This window comes from Rhodanobacter terrae (assembly GCF_042657005.1).
In the GTDB taxonomy this organism is placed as follows: domain Bacteria; phylum Pseudomonadota; class Gammaproteobacteria; order Xanthomonadales; family Rhodanobacteraceae; genus Rhodanobacter; species Rhodanobacter terrae.
In genome coordinates this window covers 1-24,297 of sequence record NZ_JBHSNG010000024.1, presented here as the reverse complement: position 1 = coordinate 24,297, position 24,297 = coordinate 1, and the positions used below count along the sequence as shown (strand labels likewise).

Genomic DNA, 24,297 nt, shown 5'->3' with positions numbered 1-24,297 from the left:
GTAATTGAGCTCGGAGTACCGCATGCATGAAGCTGAGAGTCTGAAGCAAGCCCTCGCCGATCAGCTCGAACTGGAAGAGCTTGACTATGGACGGGTGCTCGAACTGGCGAGTAAATTATCGCGGCTCGATCCTAATAAGGTCAGGTTCTCAGTGGATGCGAGTCATATTTCTCGCCTCGGCTTGGAGCTGGTCGCGAAGCAAGAGACCGCTGTTTCTGAACTTGTCAAGAATGCGTTCGACGCTGATGCGGATACCGTTGATCTAATATTTCGCGAGACTTCCCGCCCAGGGGGAAGCATCGAGATTCTCGATAATGGGCATGGGATGTCGAGGGAGGAGTTGATCGATGGGTTCATGCGTATATCGACGCAGAGTAAGCAGTCGTCGCCTGTGTCGTCTCGCTATAGAAGGCAGCGAGCTGGTCGAAAGGGGATCGGCCGCTTTGCGTCCCAGCGATTGGGAAATCGTCTAACTGTTCGAACGCAAGTTGCGGGCTCGGATCACAGTCTTCAGGTTGCGATCGACTGGGGTGCATTCGAGCGTGGTGCCGACCTCCTCCTGATTACGAACAGCATTGAGGCCTTTCCACCAGTACCGATGCACGGTACGACGTTGCTTATCGGAGACCTCAGGGATTCGTGGAGCGAAGCCCAGATTCGGCGAGCGTTTCGCTACGTATCTGAGCTACTCCAGCCTTTCCCGCTGGCTCGGAAAAAGCCCGGCGAAGATGAGGTGGACCCAGGGTTTCGAGTCGCCTTTTACATGGACAAGGACGATGACCTAGTTCTCCTCGCCAACGAAGAACAGTCGATTCTTGCGCACGCGCTTGCGACCCTGCGTGGAGAGGTTGATGACGATGGTAACGTGACCATCACGCTGAAATCCGAAAGGGCGAATCTAGTTCTCGATCGAGAAGTAATTGACTTAGAGCCGAAGCTGCGCGCGAAGTATGAGGATAGCTCGCCTTCCTATGACCTCTTGAAGGGTGTCCGCTTCGAAGCAAAGTACTTCATTCAGGACGAGCTCCCCTCAGGTACGCGGTCCACGGTCCGGGAAGTTCTGAATAAGCGTGGCGGCATCCGCGTTTATAGGAACGGTTTTCGAGTCTTGCCCTACGGGGAGAGCTATGACGATTGGCTCGGCCTGCAACGATCTAGCGCACTTCGTGAGGTACTGCCGCCGCACCACAACACGAACTTCCTCGGTTTTGTCGAGATTGTGGATGTCGACGGTGATCGATTCGAGGAAACGGCCAGTCGTGAGGGTCTGGTCGAGAACCTAGCCTTCGAAAGGCTTCAGGATTTTGTGTATCGAGCACTAATGTCTGGCGTTATAGAGATTGCGCGGGCGCGAAAGAGAAAGGTCTTCGCCTCCGATAAAAGTGCACCTGGCAAGAGGACTAGATCAGCAAGCGCAGATGAAGGTCCTTCGCCGCGCGAGCAAGCTGCCGACGCGGTTGGTCTGATCAAGGAGTTTCTCGGGGACTATGCAGGTTCCTCCACCAGTGACGACGACGGAGCTAGTACAGGTGAGATTGATGGCGGGGACGCCACTCCTAGTGCCAACGACAAGGCTGCATCGATGCAAGCGGCGATTGAGGAGATCGAGGGTCTCGGCCGTCGGGCTCAAGAACTTCTCGAAGAAGTCGGCATGCTGCGAGTCCTCGCAAGTCTAGGACTGACGATAGGCGAATTTACCCACGAGGTTCGGCATGCTCTCGCGACGCTGAGCGCGGCGCTTCTGTCAAAAGAGGGCTTGGTCGATATGCCCACGATAACAGAGAATATGGCGCTCCTTCAGAGCTACGTTCGGTACTTTGACGACGCCGTTACGCAGAACGCACATCGTACGCTCGAGGTGCATGAAATTCGCGACCTAGTCGCTGAATTTGCGAATGTCGTCAACCCGACTCTTCAGAGGCAGAACGTTGTAGTTCAAACCACGTTTTCGGGGTATGACCTGTTTACCAGGCCGATGCACAGGTCCGAGTGGGCCTCCATCTTCTTAAATTTGTTCACCAATGCATTGAAGGCCATTCACCGGGCGAAAGCCAAGGGCCGTATTTTCATTTCGGCGGGACGTCAAGACGGGTTCGTCTACATCGATTTTTCGGATAACGGCGACGGTATCGCTGCTGAGAATAAAGAGCATGTGTTTGACGCTTTCTTTACCACTAGTCGTCCTTCTGCCGCACTAGCTGCTGACCACGAGAAGCTTGTCGGCACTGGCCTGGGCCTAAAGATCGTCCGCGATATAGTGGACGCTGCAGGTGGAGAAATCACGGTGACGAGCGCGCCAGATGGGTATACGACGTGTTTCCGAGTTGAAATTCCCGAGGCGGCTGACGAGGAGATCGGAAATGCCAGGTACTAATTATCTTTGCATTGACGACCAGCGTGACACATCATCAATCCAGCTCCTGTTGGATAAGCTTGGTGATGGTATCAATGTGATCTTTACTCGCCAGTCCCCTAGTGGCCTAGAAAAGCAGTTAGATGAGGTGAGCTCAGCGGCCTCACGTACGCCAAAGGGCGATTCGTTCGGCCTTCTCATCGACCTTCGCCTAGACATGGAGGCGGATGAACATGGTGAGCGAGTTCCATATCGAGGACCAACCTTAGCGCAGGAAATTCGAACGCGCATGGTGGAGGGCGTGATTCCATCATTCCCTATTGTGCTCTGGTCGATTGACGAGAAATTCGTGACATCGTACTACGGGGATGATACTTCGCATGACCTGTTTGATGCCGTGTACGGAAAAGATGAGGACGTAGTCAAAAGGTCAGGTGTCGTTGGTCTGGAAATGTTCGCGCTCGCGGTGGGTTACCGTGCACTCAGCGATGTTAATGATGTCGAGCAGCTCGCTAGAGCGCTTCAAAGGACTGCATGTATAGGTACAGCGACGTACGCTGATTTTTTCGGAGAGTGCGTCGAGGCCGTGGCGAAGCGATCTAAACATGCGATCAGCCGTCTATTGCTCACTAGCCTCATAAATCGCTCCGGACTCCTGGTGGACGAAATGTTGCTGGCAGCTCGCCTGGGTGTCGATTACGCTGGGTGTACCGAGGAATGGAATCGCTTCCTTACTCAGATTGAAGATGCTCAATACAAGGGTCCATTCTTTCAGGGTTGGCGACGCTGGTGGTGGTACGACGTAGAGAACTGGTGGACGTGTTTAGGGGATGGGCAGAGAAATTTGCGTCGCTTAGCTGCTAGCGAGAGAGTGCATATACTGAATACGATCTTTGATGCGTCGCTCGTGCCCGCAACGGCAATTGTGGACGGATACAGTTCAAAATTTTTTGCGGTCTGCGTTGCGACGTCAAGACCTCTCGACCCGATTGATGGACTACGAGTGACGAAATCAAACGTTCGCTCTTGGAACGATACCTACTACGTCTCGGCCGCCGCCGCGCTTGAGCGTGTGAACAAGGATCGCTGGAAGATTCATCCGAGCGACCACGCCCGGTTTGATCTTCTTAAGAAGGGCGGCTGATGTCTAAGGTCAACAACCATCAGCTGATCCGGAAGCGAATTTCTTCTGATTTAATATCGCTCTCATCGATACTTCGAGATCGCTCTGGAGGCGTCTTTCGTAATCCCGAAGTTCTAACGTCGGCAGCTAATGAAGTAGAACGGTTCGGCAGGGACAATGAATGGTGTTACGAGGTTCCTGACTTAATCTTCAGTGTTGCCGTACCACAAGGCGTTTTGCCGAGGGACTGCGGAAGCGGCCTCGACGTGAAGTTCAATCTTTCGCTGAAGGGCTCATGTCTACCATCTGGTGATGATGACGAATTGATCGATCTTATCCTTGATCTGGAAATATCGAGCCCTGAGAAAGGCTATATCTGCGCGTGGCACTTTGATCGTCACATCGGGCAAGAGGGAGACAACAAGACGGAGGCGCATCCCTTGTATCATTTTCAACACGGGGGGAAGGCGCTCGCGGGCTTGGACGATATTTTTGGTATGAGTTTGATGCTGCCTGCGCCAAGGCTGCCGTTTCCACCCATGGACGCAATTCTTGCTATAGATTTCGTTCTATCAAATTTTTCAGGCGATGCCTGGAACAGATTGCGGAATGACACCGCTTATCTGCGCTTGTTGCGTTCTGCTCAGCTGCGCTTTTGGAAGCCGTACATGGTTCGTTTGGCAACTTGGTGGACGCCAGGCCCAAAAAGCGATGGTTGGGTCGATCAAATATTTCCGCATCTTGCTTGATCGTTGCTGCGTCAACGGCGCTGCCAGCGCAGCTGACCAATCTCGCCACACAACTTGACCGGCATCGCCAACCGGCTGACCATCCGACTGAAGGTCGCTTGTCACCCATAGCGGGCATCTCACAAAGTTGGAAAAGGGGGCAGAGTGCACCTTCAGAAAGTCGACCCTGCCCCTTGTTTAGCCCAACACCTTCAGCGCGGTCTTGCACGGCACCCCCGTCGCCGGGGCGGGAACACCCGGCGAAGCGCTCGCCGGGCGTCTCGTTGTTGCCGCGTGCAGGCTCGGGTGGATTGAAGCGGAGTCAATCGTCGGGTTCGGCCATGGCGGTGGCTTCCAGAGCGCGGGCGAGGCGGAGGGCGAGCTGCTGGAAACAGTCGGCGAGCATGTTGCGGGTGAGTTCGAGGATGGCGTCGTCCTCCTGGTGGGTGATGGGCGTGATGCAGCGGGCGTGCAGCAGCAGCTGGTCGCGGATCTGTAGCAGTTCGTCGTAGCTGTCGTCGGGCAGGCGGATGCTGTCGCTGCCGGACGGAGCGTTGTGTTTGCTTTCCATGGTGGTGCTCCTGGGCGTGGCCGCGCGCGCCTTGCGCGGGTGCGCGCGGCAGTGCGTGATCGGGCGCGGGGTGGCCTACGCGGCGGCGAGCGATTTGGGCGCGTGTCCGGCTGCCGTTGGTTCGTGGCCGGGCTTGGCCGTGGCGCGGCCGATCAGGAGCGGGAGGGGAGTGGGGGTGGCAGCACGGGAATGGGTGCATGCCGTATGCTTTGTCGTAGCCATGATCAACTCTCTCTTAGTTGGTTGTGGTCAGCGGGTCGTGTGGGTTCCAGCCCATGCGGCCCGCGCTTTTTTGCTTTGCCGTGGATCACCGAGCTGGGTCGGTTTTCAGGCAGGTAAATCATCGCATCATTGGATTAATCAGTCTGTCGTTGCGAGGCGGCATCATTGTAGGTAATGCCCTGCATTATTTGGAATGGTATTAAATACCGGGCGGTGGCTTCAAAGGGGAGGCGATCTGTTGATTATCAAGGTGTGCCGTCCATTAACGCGTAAAGGGGACGCCATGAGATGGCCCGGCTTTTTTGGACACGTTGATTAAGCGCTCATGGCTTCGTCATCCCCATCGGCAGCGTTATGATCGCCCTCATGTGATTTCCCCAAAAGCGGGGGTCAGGTTCACTTAATTCCATCGGGGAAGTGAACCAGCTAAGCGGCTCGGAGTCATTTCCCTGGGAACGGGAACGGGAACGGAGTCGGGTTCACTCACCTTCGTGCTGGCGATCCAGTGAGCTGAGGTTTGGTTGCAGCAAGAGCTTTCGTGCGCCTTCGGCGCGCGAGTGGCTTTCTCTTGAATGGCCAAGAGAAAGTCACCAAAGAGAAGGCCACCCTCCTCGGCGCTTGCCGGGCTGCGCCCGGCAAGTCCGTGAGCCGCGGCCGGGCTTTTCGACAGCACATCCATGTGCTGGCGAAAAGGAGTCGACATCGTGTCGACTCCCCTGCGGGCCTGTCGTCCACGACTCACCGCCTCACAAGGGGTTGAAGATCAAAGGCAACAGCAACAGCAACAGCAACAGCAACAGCAACAGCAACAGCAACAGCAACAGCAACAGCAACAGCAACAGCAACAGCAACAGCAACAGCAACAGCAACAGCAACAGCAACAGCAACAGCAACAGCAACGGCAATCAAAAACGGGGTGAGGTTTTCCACCCTGTCATGGATGACGACGATAGAGACAAAACCTGTCTTGACACCCCTCCACTGCAGTAGCAGACTCAAATCCAAGGAGCGTAGAAACTCCTCTACAAGCGGTCCCCACCTCCGTCAAACCGGTGGGTTTTTTGTGCCCATGTTGCTGCGGGCGCGAGACCGACGCGATGCCTGCGTCGGGAGGGCGGCTAATACAACACCCGCAAGGGGAATACGCCCGCCGGCTTGTAGCGGTTTCTAACCTCCCGACTTCCCGTCCGTCGTCGTGGCGTGCACGGGTACTTCATGGTACGAGGAGGCGAGCATGTCGACGATCGATTCGGATGATCTGGAAACGACCGGCTATTTCCTGCCGGAGGACAGCCAGCTGCGGCTGAAGCAGCTGCGCGAGTATGTGGAGTTTCTGGCCAACCTGGCGCGGCCGCGCATGGCGGACGAGGCGGCGGAGTGTTTCTCGGAGATTCGACCGGGCGACGTGGCGATCTGCCTGCAGCTGCTGCAGGAGCAGGTCGCTCAGGTGCTGCGCGAACTCTCCTGGCCGGCAATGCGTGGTGAAACGGCGGCAGCAGGCGAGGCCGATGCGGACGCGAAGGCTTGCACGCAAGCCGCGGAACCGGAGGTCGCCGGGCCGGTGATGGATGAGGCCGGTAACCGCCTCCTCGTCGGCGTCAGCCTGAATCAGATCGACGAGATCAACCTGCTGCTGAGCAGCCTGCGGGCCCTTGGCAATGTGGTGACCTGCAGCGATCACGCCGAGTTATCCGACGTCACATTGTCGATCATGGGCGACGCCATCGTCCGCGACGTGGAGACGCTGCGCGACATCATGCGCGACGTGAATGCGCAGGACCTGCAGCCACCGCACGCGACAAAACCCGGTGTGCGCGAAGAGTGGGCCACCTACCACGCACGGCCCGCGCGGGTGCCCATCGTGCGGCAGCTGCCCACCTACCAGTAGCGGGGTGGGACAGGCAAGAATGGGGGCTATCTTTGTAGCGTCGTGTTGGAGTCTGTTTGGGCGTGCCGGTGCCGGTGCGGGTGGGTTGATCTTGATCTTCATTCCCTTGTGAGGCGGTGAGTCGCGGACGACAGGCCCGCAGGGGCGTCGGCATCGATGCCGGCGCCTTTTCGCCAGGACAGGAGTCCTGTCGAAAAGCCCGGCCGCGGCTCACGGACTTGTCGGGCGCAGCCCGGCAAGCGCCGAGGAGGGTGGCCTCTCTTTTGGTGACTTTTCTCTGGCCAAGCAGAGAAAAGCCACTCGCCCTCCGCAGGAGGACGAAATCCGCTGGATTGTTGTCTCCAGCGCGCAAGCGGATCCGCAGTGGCATCGGCCACCGTACGCCACGAAACCCGATGTGCGCGAGGAGCATGCCACTTACCTCGCGCTGCCTGCGCGGTTGCTCATCGTGCGGCAGCTATCCACCTATCAGTAGCGATGAAAAAGCGGAAGCATGGGGTCTAGCTTCGTAGCATCCAACGCAGCGGCAGAAGGCAATCAAGTGCTGTAAAGCTAGACCTGACCCTTGCGCTTTTCCTTGCGCGCTATCGCTGTCCCAGGCATGAAGGACGACGTTCGCCAGGCGCTGTCGATCGGCAGTCCTGCCTTGCACATCGGCGATCGCAGGCACGCCCTGCGACGACGGAGTTCTGTTGCCTGAAAACCCAAGCCGAGGACGGCCATGACTTTCTACGATACCCAGACACTGAGCGACAACCAAGTCCTCCAGGACACCCAACGCAATATCCTTTTGCGTAGCAGCATGACTCCCGAGCGTGCGCTGGACCCGCACGATCCGTGCGCGCGCGGATGGTAGGTGCATGCAGGCCACGTCCGGGAGCTTGGGCGGCGGCACGTCATCGGACTGATTCTCAACCCCCGGGGGGCGCGGACGGGGCTTTACACTGCGACCGCCCAGGCCGTCGCCGAATGGCGACAGGCGGAGCCCACCGACTAGGAGCTAGTTTTCACTATGACCAACATTGTAGATGTCTGCGGCGCCGGACCCCGCTACGACCGGACCACGATCGCCTTGCATTGGCTGACCGCGCTGCTCGTGGTCGCGCTGTTCGCGCTGGCTGAAATCTGGGATTTCCTGCCCCGCGGAGCGCCGCTCAAGACGCAGCTCCATTCCCTTCACATCTCTCTGGGCATCGTGCTGGCCGTGGTGATCGCCATGCGTCTGGGCTGGCGCGCCGCGCGCGGCAGGCGCCTGCCTGCCGTGGGGGCGGGTTTGCAGGCCTGGGCGGCGAAGGCGATGCACTACGCGCTTTACCTCCTGCTGGTGGTGCAGATCGTGCTGGGCTTCGCATGGCGATGGGCGCAAGCGGAATCCTTCCAGTTCTTCTGGCTTTTCCCCCTCCGGTTCTCGACGGTCAGGGATGCCACGCTGGCCCATACGCTCGGCAATCTCCATGACATCACGGCCTGGACCATCATGGTCCTCGCTGGCCTTCATGCCGCCGTCGCATTGATGCACCACTACGTCCTCAAGGACGGCGTACTGAAACGGATGCTGGTGGACGGCGACGGACGATGAGCCGCCTAAGGCAACGCTGAAAAAAGTCTCCCACGCCTGCGAAAATAGTCCCGCACTGACAATCGAGCGGGGATCGATACGATGAAGCAGCAGACATTGGCGATGGCGGCAGATCAAGGCGAAGGTTTCGAGCAACATCGCCTGGCGACACGTCGAGATGTGTTTCTGTCGACGATGGAGCAAATCGTGCCGTGGTCAGCGTTGTGTGCCGTGATCGAACCGCACTATCCGAAGGCAGGCAGAGGTCGTCCGCCGGTGGGGCTGGAGCGGATGTTGCGCATGTACTTCGTGCAGCACTGGTTCAACCTGGCCGACGAAGCGTGCGAAGAAGCCCTGCTGGCAGTACAGCGCTGCGCCGATTCGTGGAACGTAACGGGGTCAGGTTCACTTAAATCCCCAAGCAGTAGCTAAGCGAGTCAGAGCCATTTCCTCGCTTACAACAGGTTCTCCGCAGACTCGGATACCAAGCTATGTAAGTTTCATCTCCACAGCCCGCTTCGAATCTATTGATCATTCCGCGGCGCGCGCCGGTCCCTACCGGCCTGGTGCAGCACCACAGCGGTGATCTTGCCGCTGGCGGCCCGCAAGGCCGCGGCACGGGAGAAGGCGAGCTATGAAGACTGAGTACGATTTCAGCAAGGCCAAGCGTGCGAAGGATGTGCCGCACCTGGCAAAGCTGCAAGCGGCAGCTGCCACGGGCAAAACACGCATCTCAATCATGCTGGACGACGACGTGATTGCTGGATTCCGCGCCCGCGCCGCCATCGATGGCACGGGTTACCAAACCGAGATCAACCGCGCCCTGCGCGCCAGCCTGCAGGGCGAGCCGGTGACGCTGGAAACCCTTCGCAAGCTGATTCGCGAAGAACTGCACGCGGCCTGATTGCGCGCTAGAGCGGGGCCAGGTTTAGATAATTTCACCAAGGGCGCGAATTTGATTCCGTTCTTCAGATCCCGTTCTTAAGAACGAATTACGTGATTGTCGGGGCGAACAGTTCTGACAGCGAGTCTTCGGTCTTCTTGAAACGATGCTCGAATATCGAACACTGATGGTTGTCGACGACGAGGCCATGAGTGCTTAATTAACGTGCCCGAAAAATCCGGGCCACCTCAATCTGACCCCGAGGTTTCCCCACGAATTCATGCCGGCACACCCAGTTGATCCAGCAGTTGTGAGCTAGGGTGCTGGGCGATGCCATCTTCAACGACGCGAGGGCAGTGCGCGCGATCATCCGCCAGGTGGAATCGCAGAGGCTAGCGCAGGCGCGCGGTTCGCAAACCGGCGTGGGCGAAGAGCGGCTGTATACCGTGTCGGGCGGTGCCGAGCGAGTGCGTTTGCCCGTGGTGGACAGCGCGTCACGTTCCGTGTGGCCGCCGCCCGCATACCAAAACGGGGGTCCAAAACAGGGGCGTCAAAGGGGAGGGAATGAGGTCAGCCACAGCTTGAACTGGATCAGCGCGCTATGGCGGGTTGAAGGCTTGGGAAACAGGTCGACGAGCTGCGACCAGAACTGGAGCCAGAATGCGGAGTGCACTTTGGGCGAAAAGGCCCAGGTTCATTGACTGGCGAGCGGCCTGTCGCCCCCGGCTCACCGTTGCACAGGGGCTTCGGGTAGAACGGCGGCTCATCGTGGCCCGCTCTTTTCAGAGAAGTCTGATCAAGAGCCAGAAGCTGCCGAGCGTCATCCCCATCGGCAGCGTTATGATCGCCCCCATGTGATTTCCCCGGGAGCCGTCCATTCGGTTGGCGACGTGCTGGAACGCATCGCAAAGGCGGAATTCCATGGAATCGATCGGCGACGATTTGCGAGTCATGCAGCGTACCCCGCTGGCCCCTGCGCACGTTGCCGCGTTGCGTGAGGCGGGTACGGAAGTAGTCTACGCGGCCGGCACCTATGTCGCGCGCCCGGGGCAACTGGCCGATCGCTTCGTCTATGTCGTCGATGGCGAAATCGAGGTCGTCAACGCCTACACCGATGAGCGTCATCTGCCGTCGACGCTGGGGCCGACCCAGTTCATGGGCGAGATATCGTTCCTCAACGGCGGCACCTTCTCCATGCCGCTGCGCGCCGTGCGGGATACGACCGTGATCGAGGTGCCGCGTGCCACGATGCTGACGCTGATGTCACAGATTCCCGAGATGTCGGACATCATCATCACCGTTTTCTCTGCGCGCCGCCGCCGGCAGATCGAGCAACGCGACAGTGCCCTGGTGCTGATCGGCGAGGAGCTCGACCGCGATGTCCGTTGCATCGCCGAATTCGCCACGCGCAATCGCATTCCCTACAGCTCGTTCGAGCTTGGCAGCGCCGAGGCGAACGCCGTGGCCGTCACGTGTGCGCTGGCGCCCGGTCGTCCCGCGGTCATTTTCGGTCGGGACACGATCGTCGTCGATCCCACGCCGGACAGGGTCGCGCGTCTGCTCGGGCTCAACCTCGATCTGGTCGACGACGAGGATTTCGACGTGTTGATCGTCGGCGGCGGGCCGGCGGGCGTGGCGGCCGGGGTCTACGCGGGCGCTGAGGGGCTTTGCGCGCTGGTGACCGAGGACATCGCGATTGGCGGCCAGGCGGGTACGTCGAGCCGGATCGAAAACTACATGGGATTTCCCACCGGTATTTCCGGTGCCGATCTGGTGTGGCGCGGCCAAGTTCAGGCGATGAAGTTCGGCACGCGCTTCGCCATGCCGCGCCGGGTCGCGCGGCTGGAGGTGCTGGGGGACGGCAGCTTCTGCGCGACTTTCGATAACGGCAAGCGGATCCGGGCCAGGGCGGTGGTGGTAGCGACCGGCGTGCAATATCGCCGTCTGCCGATCGAGCGGCTGATCGAGTTCGAGGGTGCCGGTGTTTACTACGCGGCGACCGAAATCGAGGCCCGCTACAGCAAGGGGACGGAGGCGATCATCATTGGCGGCGGCAATTCGGCCGGCCAGGCGGCGATGTTCCTCAGCCGAACGGCGAGCCGGGTGCGCCTACTGGTGCGCGGTCGATCGTTGGCGGCATCGATGTCGAGTTACCTGTCGAGCCGGCTCGAAGCGGAGCCGACGATCACGATCGAATACGGCGCCGAAGTCAGCGCGCTGCACGGCAGCGACCACCTGGAGGCCGTGACGATCCGCAACACCGCGGGCGGCAGCGAAGAAACGGTGCCGACCCGGGCTCTCTTCATCATGGTCGGTGCCGCCCCCAATACCGACTGGCTGACGGATCTGGTCAAGCTGGACGACAAGGGCTTCGTGCTCACCGGCGAGGCGGCAGGCGCAAGCTCGCCCTTCGCCGCCTCGCTGCCGGGCATCTTTGCGGTGGGCGACGTGCGCAGCGGATCGGTCAAGCGCGTTGCTTCGGCCGTCGGCGAGGGATCGGTGGTGATATCGAAGGTCTGGGAATTCGTCGATCGTGGCGGCCGCATCTGATCGTGAAACAAGGAGTCAGGGACAAATTTTGGCGTGGAAGGGAACTCTTGATTAGTCGAACCTTTGCAGGTTCCAGCGTGATCGCCATGCTGATCGGAGTTGGGCATCACGTCGGTCGAGTTCCCGCAGCAGCAGCTTCATCATCTAGCATTCGTCCTTGCTCGAAAGTTCGTAAAAGTCGTGTGGACACCTTAGATCAAAGACGTTAGATGGCTACCCGGTTCCCGCCGCTGCCAGGAGACGAGATCAATGACGCTCAAATGCATCAATCCCAGTAATCTGCCGCCTCAGCAAACGTACACGCAGGTCGTCGTTGCGACGGGAAGCAAGCTGGTATTTGTCGCGGGCCAGGAGCCCGAAGACATCAACGGCAATCTTGTTGGCCATGGTGATCTCGCGGCTCAGGCGCGCCAGGTGTACGCCAATCTCGGCCGTGCACTTGCTGCTGCCGGCGCCGAACCCAAGGAAGTCGCAAGAATCACAATTTACGTCGTCAATTACGAACGTGACGAATGCTTGCCAATTATCGAAGAAGCCAGGAAAACACTGTTTGGAGATCACAAGCCAGCAGACGTGATACTCGGCGTAACGTCGCTGTCCCCCGGCTACTTGATCGAGGTTGATGCGATCGCGGTCATTGATTGACCGCACCATCGAGAGCCACCCAAGGACGCAGTGAACAATCCGCCAGCCCAGATGAATAAGTGATTCGCCCATGTTATCTAGGATAGGGTGGGTGGCCGCTTTCGACGGCGGTCTCAACCGGTCGATGCAACATTTCTGCTGCCCTTGCAGTCGTCAGTGTGTTGCATTGAGCAGTTGAATCCGCCGACCCATAGCGGACAGCACAGGGGCTAGCGAGTGACAACATTTACGAAAAACGCGTTGACCTGGATGTGGACCGGGGGCGTTGCTCTTGTCTTTGGCGCAATCATGATCGAACTATCCAACTGGTTCATTATCGCTTTCTTCGGTTGGTGGCTTCTTATCGCTCCTATCTTTCTCAAGCGAATTATTTGCCAGAAGTGCGGGGCGGCCATAAATCTGCAGTGGAACGCCCCGCTAGGCCTACCCTTCAACTCGGGACCTTTCCGTACACACTGCGCTAAGTGCGGTTCGAACCTTAAGACACAGCTGATATGAACACGGCGAGATCACTTTTTGGTTCGATGTCCGCTTTCGACGAAGGTAGCCCATGCTGACCTAATGACGCCCGGGCAAGCCGCGATGCGCGGAGGTCGACCCATTTCGGTCATTGAGCTTTCAGCAGATCGATACCGCCTGACACGAATTCAATGCGACGAGGAAGTCAGCTATGAGCGGCATGATTGAAACTGGATTTGAATACACAGCCGATGGTCAGGCTTATCGCGGCCTGCTCTTGAAAGCCCCGAATCTGGAAGTGAAGGCCGCTATTGTCGTGTTGCCGGATTGGCGCGGACAGAGCGCTCTGGCCCGCGCTCATGCGGAACACCTCGTTGCATTGGGATGCGTAGCGTTGATCGCTGACCTGTACGGAGATGGCTTCAGCCCAGACCGCCCAGATCAGGTCGGACCGTTGGTGAAGCGGTTGATCGACCGCCGAGCCCACGGGGTCACCGCGCTCGCCGCTTGTGTGGATCGACTGCGGTCAGAGATTCCTTTCGGCACGCCGTTGGTGTGTCTCGGGTACAGCGCCGGTGGAATGGTGGCGTTGGATTATGGCCGCAGTGGCGCCGATATCGCCGGGATCATTTTGTGCTCAGCCCTGCTGAAGACCGCCTCAAAGGAAATGAACACTCGCATCAATGCACCGGTTCTGATCCTGCAGGGCACACAGGATCAAGTGTCTCCGATGGAGACGATTGCTGCTGTCATCGCTGAGATGGATGGTGCAGGCAATGATGTGCGCTTCGAACTCTATACACAGACGCACCACGCATTCGACAATCCGGAAGCCGGCGCAGATCCCAACGCTCGCCTCGTGTATTCGCCGACTTCGGCGCAACGTGCAAAGACTGCAATCGCATCTTTCGTACGCGAGGTGGTAGAGCGATCCTGAGGCAGGATAGTCGACTCTTGGCCGATTCTGTTGAAAACCTCGGTTGATGTGGCGTCGTAAAGCTGGTCCACTGTCACCTCATCGATCGAGCAGGAACCGACACGATGATGGGACGGCAGCCGGCGCTGCAGGCGCCATTGTTCTACGCCTTCAACCTCGAAAATCAGGTGCGCGCAGTCCATCTGTGGATATTCCGCCCATGAGAAGCCACCGATCAGGAACATGGGAAGTCAGTAACAGCGGCCGGTTGGGCGTGGGGATTGCAGTCTAGATTTCTCGGTCGGGTTTGTCTTCCTCGGTGAGGGTGGTGTGCGGGGTTTTCTTGCGCATCGACTCGCCCGTCAGCTCGATGATCTGGATCCGGGAGCGGGGTCAGGTTCACTTAGTCCACGTCAACCACGCGATGACGAGAGGACAGGGTTCGGTGAGTGATGGACTTGGCGCGCTCGATCCGGCCCGCCTCTAACGAACGGCAGCTGGTGGCGTGCGCCGTGAAAAGGCGGCGCTTTTCCAGTGGGTGCAAATCCCACCCGGCCACCGCTCCAGCCGGAAGCAACCGGAGCAACGGTGGAGGTAACGAAATCGTTGAAGCCTTCGGTGATGCGCGTCACACCGCTGCGCGGTTACGCTGGCGGTTGCGCCACAAGCACAAGGTGAGGCGACGCAAGGGCGGGAGCTATCCACTCTCGCATCTTTACGGGTACTTCGGTCTCGTGCGTCTTTCCGCACTTGGGCGTGACGTGCCGTGGACGAAGGCGTGATCTTTTGTCCGAGAGCCGGATGCGGGAGATCTACATGTCCGGTTCGATGAGACTGACGATGGTAGTTGGGCTCGACGTCAGGAATGGGCAACGCGATGGCGATAATGGGCAGCGTGCTCGCCGGCCATGGTCAGTTTTGCAAGCGAAGGTGGGCAGTTGAACGGCGTTTTGCACGCACGGTGCGCAGGTCATATTCGTTGACACCGCGTTCGTAGCGATTGATCCGCGTGTGCCACTTCAGCGGTGGCAGCCTATCGCTTCTTAGCGCGCGCTTTTAGCTCGTTCACTACTGTCCGCTGCTCCGCGCGCGGTAGCTTTGCGAACGCAACGATCACCTCTGCAATCTCGTCTGTATCCGCATACAGCGCAGCGAGTGGCATTCCGAGCACGTCTGCGAGTTTCTTTGCGGTGCGCAGGTCGCACTCGTTGACTCCGCGCTCGTAGCGGTTGATCCGCGTGCGTGCCACTTCAGCCAAGATCCCAGTAGCTACACCCAGTGCTTCCTGGGTCAGGCCCGCCGCCAGTCGGGCTGCGCGCAAGCGGTTGGCAAAGATGAGGCGGGCGTCGTCCAAAGGAGTGCCACTGGGATGTGAATCGTAAAGCCAGCATGCAGTCTTGCCTTCGTTCTGTCTGTTACTGTATAAGTAACATTGTGGCGTCATTGCCGCAATCGGCTTGATCGATTGAGTAGATTTTTTTGGCCGGCGATGCCGTGCCTCCGCCTGTGCAAGCCAGACGCGAGACAGATCTCGCCCGACGACCGTGCCAGCTCCGGAACACCGCCGGACCGTCACGCAAAGCGGGCCAACCCAGGGGAAAGCAAAGGACGCAGCATGAAGACAAGCACTTTACGCAACGCCATTTCCATCGCCTTGCTCGTCGCCGCCCCCGGCGCGAGCGAGTGGGCCGTGGCCCAGAACGCCACGACAGACACGACCACGGAGGGTAGGGCGCCGGTGACCAAGGCGCCGGCCAAGACGCCACCGAAAAAATCGACCGACAAACCCGCAGCGCCGGCGGTGTCGGAGCTTTCGACCGTGACCGTCACCGGCACACGTATCCGCGGCGGCACTACGCCATCGCCGGTCATCACGATCGGCAGCGAGCAGATCCAGCAGGAAGGCTTCGCGGACCTCGGCGAGGTGATCCGCAGCGTGCCGCAGAACTTCTCGGGCGGTCAGAACCCCGGCATCGCCGCGGGCGCCACGGGAGGCGGGCAGGGCAACCAGAACATCACCGGAGGTTCGGGCCTGAACCTGCGCGGCCTCGGCCAGGATGCATCGCTGACCCTGCTCAACGGCCGGCGGATGTCCTACGGTGGGTTCACCCAGATGGTGGACATCAGTGCCATTCCGGTTGAGGCGGTGGATCGCATCGAGATCGTCGCCGACGGCGCATCGGCCATCTATGGCTCCGATGCGGTGGGTGGCGTGGGCAATGTGATCCTGCGTCGCGACTTCGACGGTGTGACGGTCGGGGCCCGCTATGGCAGCGCCACGGACGGCGGCTTGACCACCCGCGAATACACCGCCACGGGCGGCACCACCTGGTCCACCGGTGGGCTGATCGCGACATGGAAGCAGAGCGACAACGATCCGATCTACGCGAGCCAGCGTGGGTACGCGAAGAACATGTATGCCCCGTCCACGCTGTATCAGGCGGGCGAGCTGCGAAGCGGCCTGCTCAGCGCGCACCAGGCGTTGGGGGATATTGGCGAGTTTCGGCTGGATACGTTCAGGACTGAGCGTGAGATCGCCACGGACTTGGCGTATGCGACCAACTACGAGCACAACGCGCCGAAGACGGTCACCTCGTTGATTGCGCCCAGCCTCGATCTGTTCCTACCCGGCGACTGGACCGCGTCGATCGGCGGCACCTGGGGCCGGGAAAACACCGATGTCCACTACGCGGTGGTGACGCCGACCACCGGGATGTCGAGGCTCTCGCGTACTGGCTATCGCAATCGAAGCCGGGCCTACGAGATCGGCGCCGAGGGGCCGTTGTTCTCGCTGGCCGGTGGCGATGCGCGCCTCGCGGTCGGTGCCGGCTATAGGAGCAACGCCTTCCTGTACCGGAACCTGATCAGCGGCTACACGCAGGTCGACGGGGAAGTCGGCAGCCGCTTTGGATATGCCGAGCTCAACCTGCCGCTGATCGGTCCGGAGCAGGGCGTCTTCGGCGTGCAACGGTTGGCTCTGACCGGCGCGTTCCGGGCTGAGCACTACGACAGCTTCGGCGGGGTCACCACGCCCAAGCTGGGCCTGATTTACAGCCCCAACGCGGACTTCACGGTGAAGACGTCCTGGGGCAAGTCATTCAAGGTGCCTACGCTGTTGCAGCAATACCTGACGCGCGATGCCTATCTGTTCCCCGCGGCGGCGCTGGGTGGCACCGGCTACGCGCGCGGCGCGACAGTGCTCTACCTCACGGGCGGCAACCCCGACCTGCATCCGGAACGGGCGCGAACCCGGAGTGCCTCGCTCGCGTTCCATCCCGAGGCCCTAGATGGCCTGGAGGCGGAGCTGACCTGGTTCGACGTGGGCTACACCGACCGTGTCGTGCAGCCGCTGGTACCGGCCCAGGCACTGAGCAACCCGGCCTTTGCATCGTTCATCCGTGTTGCGCCCTCCGCGGCCGAGCTGGCGGAATTGCTTCGGACCTTCCGCTTCACCAATGCCACCGGAGCGGCCTACGACCCGGCCAAGGTGGTGGCGATCGCGCCCAACCTGTTCATGAACACCTCGCGGCAACGGGCCAAAGGGCTGGACGCGTCGGGGTCGTACCGGTTCGACCTGGCTGCGGGTCGGCTGACGGTGCGCGGCTCGACGAGCTGGCTGCACAGCACGCAACAGTTGTCGTCGGCGCAGCCGGCCTACGATCTCGCGGGCACGTTGTTCTATCCCGCTAGGCTCAACAGCCGGATCGGTGCGGTGTGGCAGCAGGGCGGCTTCACGGCCTCGCTGTTCGGCAACCACAAGAGCGGCGTGACCGACACCGCGCGCGGCAGGAAGGGCGCCTCGTTCACCACCTTCGACGCCACGCTGCGCTACGACACCGGCGCGCGCAAAGACGCATGGTCCGATCTGGCGCTGGAGCTGTCGATGCAGAACGCCCTCGATCGGGCGCCGCCTCTGTACGCCGTCACCTCGCGGACGTATGCGCCGTTCGACTCGACGAACTATTCGGCGATCGGTCGCTATCTCAGCCTCTCCGTTTCGGAGCATTGGTGATGCCGCGCCATGAACCAGGCATTGCATTGCCCTACCGATACAGGAGCGAGGTCATGAGGTTCGTTTCTTTCCACGCGATCGTCCGGCGTGTCGTGTGCGTGGGCGTGTTGTTGGGCGCGCCTGCCGCCGTCTCTCCCGCATTCGCGGTGTCGCCGCGGCAGATGGTGGAGATAGCGGACTTCAGCAGTCCCGTGGTGTCGCCGAACGGTGAGCGGGTCGCGTTCCGGGTGATGCGAGCATCGATCGACCGCAACACCTATGACACCGCTTGGTACGTCCAGCGGATGGATGGATCGTCGCCGCCGCGGCGCGTGAGCGATGGCGGTGTTCCCCTGCGCGATTCGGCCGGCGTCGATTTGCCGGCCATGGCGGTCTGGTCGCCGGACGGACGCGAAATCTACTACCGCGCCCGCCTGGACGGTCGGATCGATGTGTGGCGCGCAACGGTGGACGGCGCGGTCGCCGAACGCCTGACCGGAGGCGGGGCCGACGTACGCGACTTCTCGTTGAGCGATGACGGCAAGGTGCTGAAGTACAGCGTCGGGCCGACCCGCGAAGAGGTAATCGCGGCAGAGCAGGCCGAGTACGACCGCGGCATTCGCGTCGATCGCGCCACGCCTCTCGGGCAGCCCCTGTTCCGGTCCGGCGATACCGAGGGGCGGTTGGCAACGCAGCGGCTGGGCCTCATGTTCAACCGGGTCGACCTGACGGCCGATGTGCCCGATCGCTGGACGGCGATCGATCTGGCGAGCGGAGTGGTGCGGGATCTCACGCCATCCGAAAGACCACCTGCGGTGCTGGCGGCGTCGGATCTCGCCAAGCAGGTGCGTCATATTTGGAAACTCGCGCGTGACCGCGAGAGCGGGCGCATAGCGCTGCTGACGCGCACGGAGGCAACGCCGGGCCAGCCGCGGATCGAACTGGCGATGTTGCCGGCGCGCGGTACACGCCGCCTGGCGACATGCGTGGTGGAGGCGTGCACCGGCAAGGAGATCAGCGGTGTGCAGTGGCGCCCCGGGAGCGACGAGGTGATTTTCACCGTGACGCCCTACGACAAGGGCTTCGCCCAGTCGATCTATCGCTGGAACGTCGACACGGGTGCGGTGTATCCGGTGGCTACGTCCAGCGGCCTGTTTGGCGGGGAAGGGCGCTGGGGGCCGGGCACCTGCGGCGTATCGTCCGCGGCGCTGGCCTGCGTGACGGCCGAAGCCAACCGGCCGCCACGGCTGGAACGGGTCGACCTGCAGACGGGCGCGCGGCAGGTGCTGTTCGATCCTAACAATGTGCTGGCCCAGGACCTCTCCAAGATTCCAGCGCAACTGCTGCGCTGGACCGACGCGAAAGGCACGACGTTCACCGGCCAGCTCTATTCGGCGCGCCGAGTGGGCAACATGCCGCCGCCGTTATTCGTCACCTACTACCGATGCGTCGGCTTCGTGCGGGGAGGATCGGGCGACGAGTGGCCGTTGGCCACGATGGCGGAGCAGGGCATCTCCACCCTTTGCATCAACGCGCCTTGGTTCTCGGCCAATGCCGAGGAACGCTATGAGCTGGGGCAGTCGGCGGTCGAGAGCGCGGTCGAGGAGCTCGCTTCGGAAGGCAGGATCGACAGGACGAAGATCGGGATGGGCGGGCTCAGCTTCGGTAGCGAGGTGACGATGTGGACACTCATCCATTCCGATGTGGTAGCAGCGGCGTCGATGGCGTCGCCCACCACGTCATCGATGTACTACCTGCTGGGCAGCAACATCGGTGAACCGTTCCTCTCGTTGCTGCGAACGAACTGGCAACTGGGTACTCCTGACGAAACGCCGGCGCAGTGGCAGAAGATCTCGCCGACCTTGAACCTAGGAAAAATCCACACCCCGATACTCATGCAGTTTCCTGAGCAGGAATACATGCACGGACTCGACTACGCCATCCCGCTGATGCGGAGCAATCGCGCGGACCTCTATGTCTTTCCCAACGAGCCGCACAACAAGTTCCAGCCTCGACACAAGCTCGCCGTGTACGCGCGCAACCTGGACTGGTTCCGCTTTTGGCTGCTTGGCCTGGAAGACTCGGACGCCGCAAAGGCACCGCAATATGCCCGCTGGCGCGCGATGCGGTCGAGCCTGCGCGAGCAGCGCGCAGTCCACTAGCGAGTCCCGAGTCTCTCGAACGTGTCACAAGCCAAACTCGATGTAGTGGCTCGACAGTTGAATGAACGTCCGAGGAAAACACTAAGCTACGAAACACGTGCCGAACGCTATCGGCAATGTGTTGCGCCGATCGGTTAAATCCGCCGTCGGGAGCGGACACCGCCAGGTTATCTAACTAGGCATCGTTCTCGGCGTAGCTGATCAGCCTGATGCACCACTGCTCCAGTGGCGTATGAGGGCTCGTCACGGGACAGTGCCGGAACGACGTCGTGTGCGATATCGACTTCTAGGAAGTACTCGTAACCGTCTCGCACCAGGTTCGATGGCAACAGCTCTCCAGGCTCTTCCAGCCTCACTTCCGCCTCAGAGTCCGGAGTCCATGGCTTCTTCACGTAAATCGTCTGAGCGGCGTCCAACTGATGAACGTGCCGTGTCATTTCCATCAGCTTCATCGGGCCTCCCCTCATCCTCTCAGTCTAGTCTGCCGTCGACCGCTGTCTTTCGCGCTTGCCTGGGCGTCGCCGAGCTCGCAAGGGCAGCTTAGCTGCCAGACCAAAGTACTTTCAGGGAAGTCCCAGATCAACCATTTCGCTCGAGAAGTTGCGGAGAAGTTGAGACTGCAGAACCGTAGAGAGACGCGACTCTGTGCCACGGATCATTCGGGTCTGAAGGACATTCACCATTTCGCCGGCGAAGCACAGGAAGCATTCAATGTTTTCGTTTGCGGCGCCATCCGCGCACCGGGACCACGGCGTACCGCGGAGTGAACGCGGCTGGGTAAGCAAAGACGTCGCCGCAAAAACTTGCTTGTTGACAACGACGCGCCGCCTGAAACGAGAATGTCAAAGCGCCGCGCCATGATGCTGACCTAGATCATCCAGCCACCTGGGGGAACCGTTGATGTCAGGGATGTCGTTTTGCCGACAGGAAGTCGTGGACGTTCGCCGCGTGCGGCCCGCCGATCGCTTCTCTTCGTGTCTCTTTCCGTTTTGCGCCACTCATCGTGTTCTCAGACTTTGGTGGCTGCGCCGGAGTGTACGGCGATGTTCGCCTCGATTCTGGCCCCGGTCGATTCCGGCGATCCATGCTGTCCCGTTTTTGAAAATGCACCACAAGGATCCGGTAAATCTCATGGCTCAGCTTGTCGGGATCGGTTTGCATTTTAGCAATTGCCCAAACGCACATTCAATGTGATGCTTTAAATCTGAATTTGGAGCTACGTCTGCAATCGCTTTGGATATGGCTTGATATTTAATGACCATCAGGAGACCTGACATGGGATTTCGATGCCTCTCGCCGTCCGTCATTCGCGCATTTTCGGGAGCAGGACTAACAACGTTTGCGCTATACACCTACGCGCAGCCCATCAATCAAAAGCTGGTTGTTCGAATGGGGAGCTCGACGCCAAATGCTGCGAATGCTAAAGACGCATCGCTGATGCAAATGGCGCCTGACGATTTATGTACGAGTGAGCCGGGCTTGAACGCCTGCAAGCAACATCAACCTATGCGAGCACTGACGCCCCACGAGATTGAATTAGTCATGGGATCAAACTACATGACCGGCGGCAGCTCGCAGCCGAGTAGTCATGGGTCCTGCGGTGCGTATTCATGCCACGTGACAGCGAGCCCGCCGCCGTCAAGTCAGCCACCATCTTCCTCTGCGCCGCCACCATCGTCCCCACCTCCTGATTCAGCTCCGCCGCCAAGTGATGGCGGCGGCGGCGGTCCCGCCGCTCCAGGCATACAGGAACAAACCCATCTCGAAAACTGCGCGAAAATTTATGGGAATATTTTGCCAAAATCGGGGTTTCAAACGAATTTTACATCTGATTACGGATGGACTTCCGACTATAGTACGGGCTTGCCAGCGAAGCACCTCACCACCACAACTGACACACCACCGCCGGTTAGTGAAATCCCCCCTGGAGGAGGTAGTTGGTTGATCATAGGTGCGAGTACATATGTTGACCAAACACCGCTAAGAACCGACATATATATGGCGAGCTACACCACCGTCGCAGACATGGTAAGAACTCTAGCGCATGAGTGGTATCACCAAAATCATGATGTCGCTGGCGAATCAGACGCAATAAAGAGCGCCAACGAATCCAGCGCACAGGCACTCGGAGTGCAGGCAGAAGCCGCCTACAAAAGTGACAACGGTGCAAAATGCGCGGGCCTATAAGCAAATACGAGTCTTCCTTCCAAAACCATGATTGGAAATGGAGCAAAAAAATGCTCACTACAGTGAATAAGTTGAATCTGATCATCGCTATATCGACGATAGTTATGACGACTCCAGCGAGCGCGGACTCAGCATCGAGCAAGGATCGACAATCTGGCATAAGCGCCGTAATGGTGGTTGGGTCATCTCAGGCCGGGACATCTGAGTTTCAACGAGGCGTGTACAGCCAGCTTTTCTATGAAGCGAAGCGATGCCTGGAATCAGGTGTGGAAGTCGAGCGGTTGAACAACGACGTCACCATCTGCAACTCGAAAGCCTACGGTAAAGCAGATCCGCAGGAATGCGCCAATCGAAAAAAACAGCTTGATGCGAAAATTCAATTGACAGGCACTCAGTCGAATTTGGTCGCCTGCAGCAAGGATCCGCAGGTTTTGCAAGCTCGATATGGCGATGCGACCGTAGAGGCTGCCAGCGCGGGAGATAAGGACGCGCAGATATGCTACGTAGAGGGCCAGTGGTCGACCTCCTCGAATAAGGAATCGGCGTTGTATAGAGGGAAGGCCGAACTGTATATGAAGCAGGCATTTGCCCGAGGCGACTGGCGGGTAGTTCAGTTATTGACCATCCCGTCGGAGAGCGTCGGCCATGGAGGCGCGGGCAGACTGGTAAATTTGCCAATCATTGGATCGCCTTTCACGGTCTACAGGGCAAATCGTCTATTGGAGTTCGGTGCGACTGGCCAGTATTTGGACCTAGTAAAATCTCAGGCGCAGGATGCGAAGGCTAGCCTCAGTCAAGCGCAAATAGAAAATGCCAATACTTGGGCATGGCAAGAGTTCAAACGGCATTTTACAACTTCACCGAAGTTGTCAACTCAGCCCATACCATGTTTGACTTATGCTACCCCAGTTCCATAGACATGCTTGCGCAGCATGGAGGATTGCGAGTTGGATGCTGGAACGGTTGAAATAGTGAAGAGGTCACGCGGTCGTCACGTTATCCGTACGCTATATGACGCGGATGCGGATTTTAACTGCTTCGGCCGCGCTCCTATAGGCACATACATGCTAGCTACACTGCCCCGGTCGGGTAGCACCTTTTGTGCAATTCGACTTTGGCAAACTGGCTTGCTGGGTGCGCCGATGGAGTACCTTAATTTTCGGATTATGGGCGACCTGTTCCAGAGGCTGGGATATAGACCGGACAAAGATGGTCATATCCCTTCAAGTCAAGTGGGAGCTTATTGGTCGGATGTGCAAAGGCTTCGCACGTCCCCCAATGGCATGTTCGGATACAAGATGTTTGCTTCGAACTACTACGAGATTTCCAAAAAATTTCCCGAATTTCTACAACAGATAGCACCCAACTACGTTGTCTATCTGACGCGTAGGGATGAAGTGGGTCAAGCCATATCGTATTCGAGGGCTCAGCGCTCACGAATATGGTTCGGTGGCGTACCCGACGCGCCTGCTGTTGACTATGACTACGAGCATATCAAGGCCTGCCTGCGTTCGGTCGAAGAACAGAAGGGTTTTTGGGAGAGCGTCTTTGGTATCACTGGAACCGATCCAATACGAATTTTCTACGAAGATCTACTCGAGCCTGAGTTTAGTACGGTGACGTCTGTCCTCAGGGCGATGGGCATCCAGCCAAACCCCAAGAGCGCTATCACCGTCCCGATGACCATGCGGCAGACAGATGGTGTCAGCAAGGACTGGCGTGAGCGTTTTTTGGAAGACAGCTGCCGGGAGGCGGAAGTCAATCGGGATGCTTAAAATCGATACATCGGCGCCCACCGGTCGTTTTCACGCAAAGCTCTTAGAGCTGCCCGATGCTGGAAAGAACGGTTCAGTTCTGCACCTCGCACGAAGCCTTACCGATGCGTTTCGGCTTGCACCCGACGCCGCGATGCGCGGGATCATCTCATGGCTTGACCTGATTAGCCCCGACCCTCAGCCGCCTGTCGCATGATCTGCGACGCCCTCGGCGGACGATAGCGCCATCTTGGATACCGAGGTGATGCGCAATGGCCATGAATCCTGTGCAGTTCCAACCGGGCCT

At 59.4% G+C, this 24,297-nt stretch carries 17 protein-coding genes and 2 pseudogenes; 15 read left to right on the top strand and 4 right to left on the bottom strand.

Translation table 11 applies throughout. The features are described from left to right. Positions 1-22 precede the first annotated feature (22 nt). Genes ACFPPB_RS16870 through ACFPPB_RS16860 form a run of 3 tightly spaced genes read left to right on the top strand, consistent with a single transcriptional unit; the run spans position 23 to position 4,225 of the window. Entirely contained in the window at positions 23-2,374 is a 2,352-nt protein-coding gene (locus tag ACFPPB_RS16870) for a sensor histidine kinase (protein WP_377329208.1), read from the top strand. After that, positions 2,361-3,497: a hypothetical protein gene (locus tag ACFPPB_RS16865; protein WP_377329206.1), complete on the top strand. Its 1,137-nt coding sequence runs from the start codon at positions 2,361-2,363 to the stop codon at positions 3,495-3,497. Before ACFPPB_RS16870 ends, ACFPPB_RS16865 begins: the two co-directional genes overlap by 14 nt. Beyond that, positions 3,497-4,225, top strand: a complete 729-nt coding sequence (locus tag ACFPPB_RS16860) for a hypothetical protein (RefSeq protein ID WP_377329204.1) — start codon at positions 3,497-3,499, stop codon at positions 4,223-4,225. Before ACFPPB_RS16865 ends, ACFPPB_RS16860 begins: the two co-directional genes overlap by 1 nt. Positions 4,226-4,526: 301 nt before the next feature. On the opposite strand, the gene ACFPPB_RS16855 is transcribed toward ACFPPB_RS16860, so the two are convergent. Both ACFPPB_RS16855 and ACFPPB_RS16850 read right to left on the bottom strand, forming a co-directional pair. Then, positions 4,527-4,775: an XAC0095 family protein gene (locus tag ACFPPB_RS16855; protein WP_377329202.1), complete on the bottom strand. Its 249-nt coding sequence runs from the start codon at positions 4,773-4,775 to the stop codon at positions 4,527-4,529. A gap of 968 nt (positions 4,776-5,743) precedes the next feature. Next, positions 5,744-5,902, bottom strand: coding sequence for a hypothetical protein (locus ACFPPB_RS16850; RefSeq protein ID WP_377329200.1), 159 nt, complete (start codon positions 5,900-5,902; stop codon positions 5,744-5,746). Between the two features lie 329 nt (positions 5,903-6,231). Here ACFPPB_RS16850 and ACFPPB_RS16845 point away from each other — a divergent pair, with 329 nt between their 5' ends. The 4 genes and pseudogenes from ACFPPB_RS16845 (at position 6,232) to ACFPPB_RS16830 (ending at position 9,347) form a co-directional block, all read left to right on the top strand. After that, the gene (locus ACFPPB_RS16845; RefSeq protein WP_377329198.1) at positions 6,232-6,885 is read left to right on the top strand and encodes an XAC0095 family protein; all 654 of its coding nucleotides are present in this window, start codon (positions 6,232-6,234) and stop codon (positions 6,883-6,885) included. A 1,012-nt stretch (positions 6,886-7,897) separates the two neighbouring features. Then, positions 7,898-8,464 carry a cytochrome b gene (locus tag ACFPPB_RS16840; protein WP_377329196.1) on the top strand — a complete coding sequence of 189 codons (567 nt, stop codon included), beginning with the start codon at positions 7,898-7,900 and terminating at the stop codon, positions 8,462-8,464. Between the two features lie 81 nt (positions 8,465-8,545). Beyond that, positions 8,546-8,800, top strand: a pseudogene (locus ACFPPB_RS16835) (transposase); the annotation flags it as partial. 277 nt (positions 8,801-9,077) lie between these two features. Further along, positions 9,078-9,347 (top strand): BrnA antitoxin family protein, encoded by a 270-nt coding sequence (locus ACFPPB_RS16830; RefSeq protein ID WP_377329194.1) that lies wholly within the window; start codon positions 9,078-9,080, stop codon positions 9,345-9,347. Positions 9,348-10,108: 761 nt separating this feature from the next. On the opposite strand, the gene ACFPPB_RS16825 is transcribed toward ACFPPB_RS16830, so the two are convergent. Beyond that, positions 10,109-10,249 (bottom strand): hypothetical protein, encoded by a 141-nt coding sequence (locus ACFPPB_RS16825; protein WP_377329192.1) that lies wholly within the window; start codon positions 10,247-10,249, stop codon positions 10,109-10,111. Between ACFPPB_RS16825 and ACFPPB_RS16820 the strand changes: the two genes are divergently transcribed. The 3 genes from ACFPPB_RS16820 to ACFPPB_RS16810 all read left to right on the top strand — a co-directional run bounded on the left by ACFPPB_RS16820 (position 10,248) and on the right by ACFPPB_RS16810 (position 13,917). Then, positions 10,248-11,876 (top strand): FAD-dependent oxidoreductase, encoded by a 1,629-nt coding sequence (locus tag ACFPPB_RS16820; protein WP_377329190.1) that lies wholly within the window; start codon positions 10,248-10,250, stop codon positions 11,874-11,876. The two genes, ACFPPB_RS16825 and ACFPPB_RS16820, sit on opposite strands and share 2 nt — an antisense overlap. 249 nt (positions 11,877-12,125) lie before the next feature. Beyond that, positions 12,126-12,521, top strand: coding sequence for a RidA family protein (locus ACFPPB_RS16815; RefSeq protein ID WP_377329188.1), 396 nt, complete (start codon positions 12,126-12,128; stop codon positions 12,519-12,521). Between the two features lie 670 nt (positions 12,522-13,191). Further along, the gene (locus ACFPPB_RS16810; protein WP_377329186.1) at positions 13,192-13,917 is read left to right on the top strand and encodes a dienelactone hydrolase family protein; all 726 of its coding nucleotides are present in this window, start codon (positions 13,192-13,194) and stop codon (positions 13,915-13,917) included. A gap of 1,012 nt (positions 13,918-14,929) precedes the next feature. Here ACFPPB_RS16810 and ACFPPB_RS16805 read toward each other — a convergent pair. Beyond that, the gene (locus ACFPPB_RS16805; protein WP_072762590.1) at positions 14,930-15,250 is read right to left on the bottom strand and encodes a helix-turn-helix domain-containing protein; all 321 of its coding nucleotides are present in this window, start codon (positions 15,248-15,250) and stop codon (positions 14,930-14,932) included. Positions 15,251-15,550: 300 nt separating this feature from the next. Between ACFPPB_RS16805 and ACFPPB_RS16800 the strand changes: the two genes are divergently transcribed. From ACFPPB_RS16800 to ACFPPB_RS16780, 5 genes and pseudogenes are all read left to right on the top strand, one after another. After that, positions 15,551-17,908 (top strand): TonB-dependent receptor plug domain-containing protein, encoded by a 2,358-nt coding sequence (locus ACFPPB_RS16800; RefSeq protein WP_377329184.1) that lies wholly within the window; start codon positions 15,551-15,553, stop codon positions 17,906-17,908. A gap of 53 nt (positions 17,909-17,961) precedes the next feature. Then, positions 17,962-20,049, top strand: coding sequence for an Atxe2 family lasso peptide isopeptidase (locus ACFPPB_RS16795; RefSeq protein WP_377329182.1), 2,088 nt, complete (start codon positions 17,962-17,964; stop codon positions 20,047-20,049). Positions 20,050-20,061: 12 nt separating this feature from the next. Next, positions 20,062-20,187 (top strand): annotated as a pseudogene (locus tag ACFPPB_RS16790) (IS30 family transposase); the annotation flags it as partial. 2,099 nt (positions 20,188-22,286) lie between these two features. Beyond that, entirely contained in the window at positions 22,287-23,153 is an 867-nt protein-coding gene (locus tag ACFPPB_RS16785; RefSeq protein ID WP_377329180.1) for a hypothetical protein, read from the top strand. Between the two features lie 15 nt (positions 23,154-23,168). Further along, positions 23,169-24,011, top strand: coding sequence for a Stf0 family sulfotransferase (locus tag ACFPPB_RS16780; protein WP_377329259.1), 843 nt, complete (start codon positions 23,169-23,171; stop codon positions 24,009-24,011). Positions 24,012-24,297: the final 286 nt, after the last annotated feature.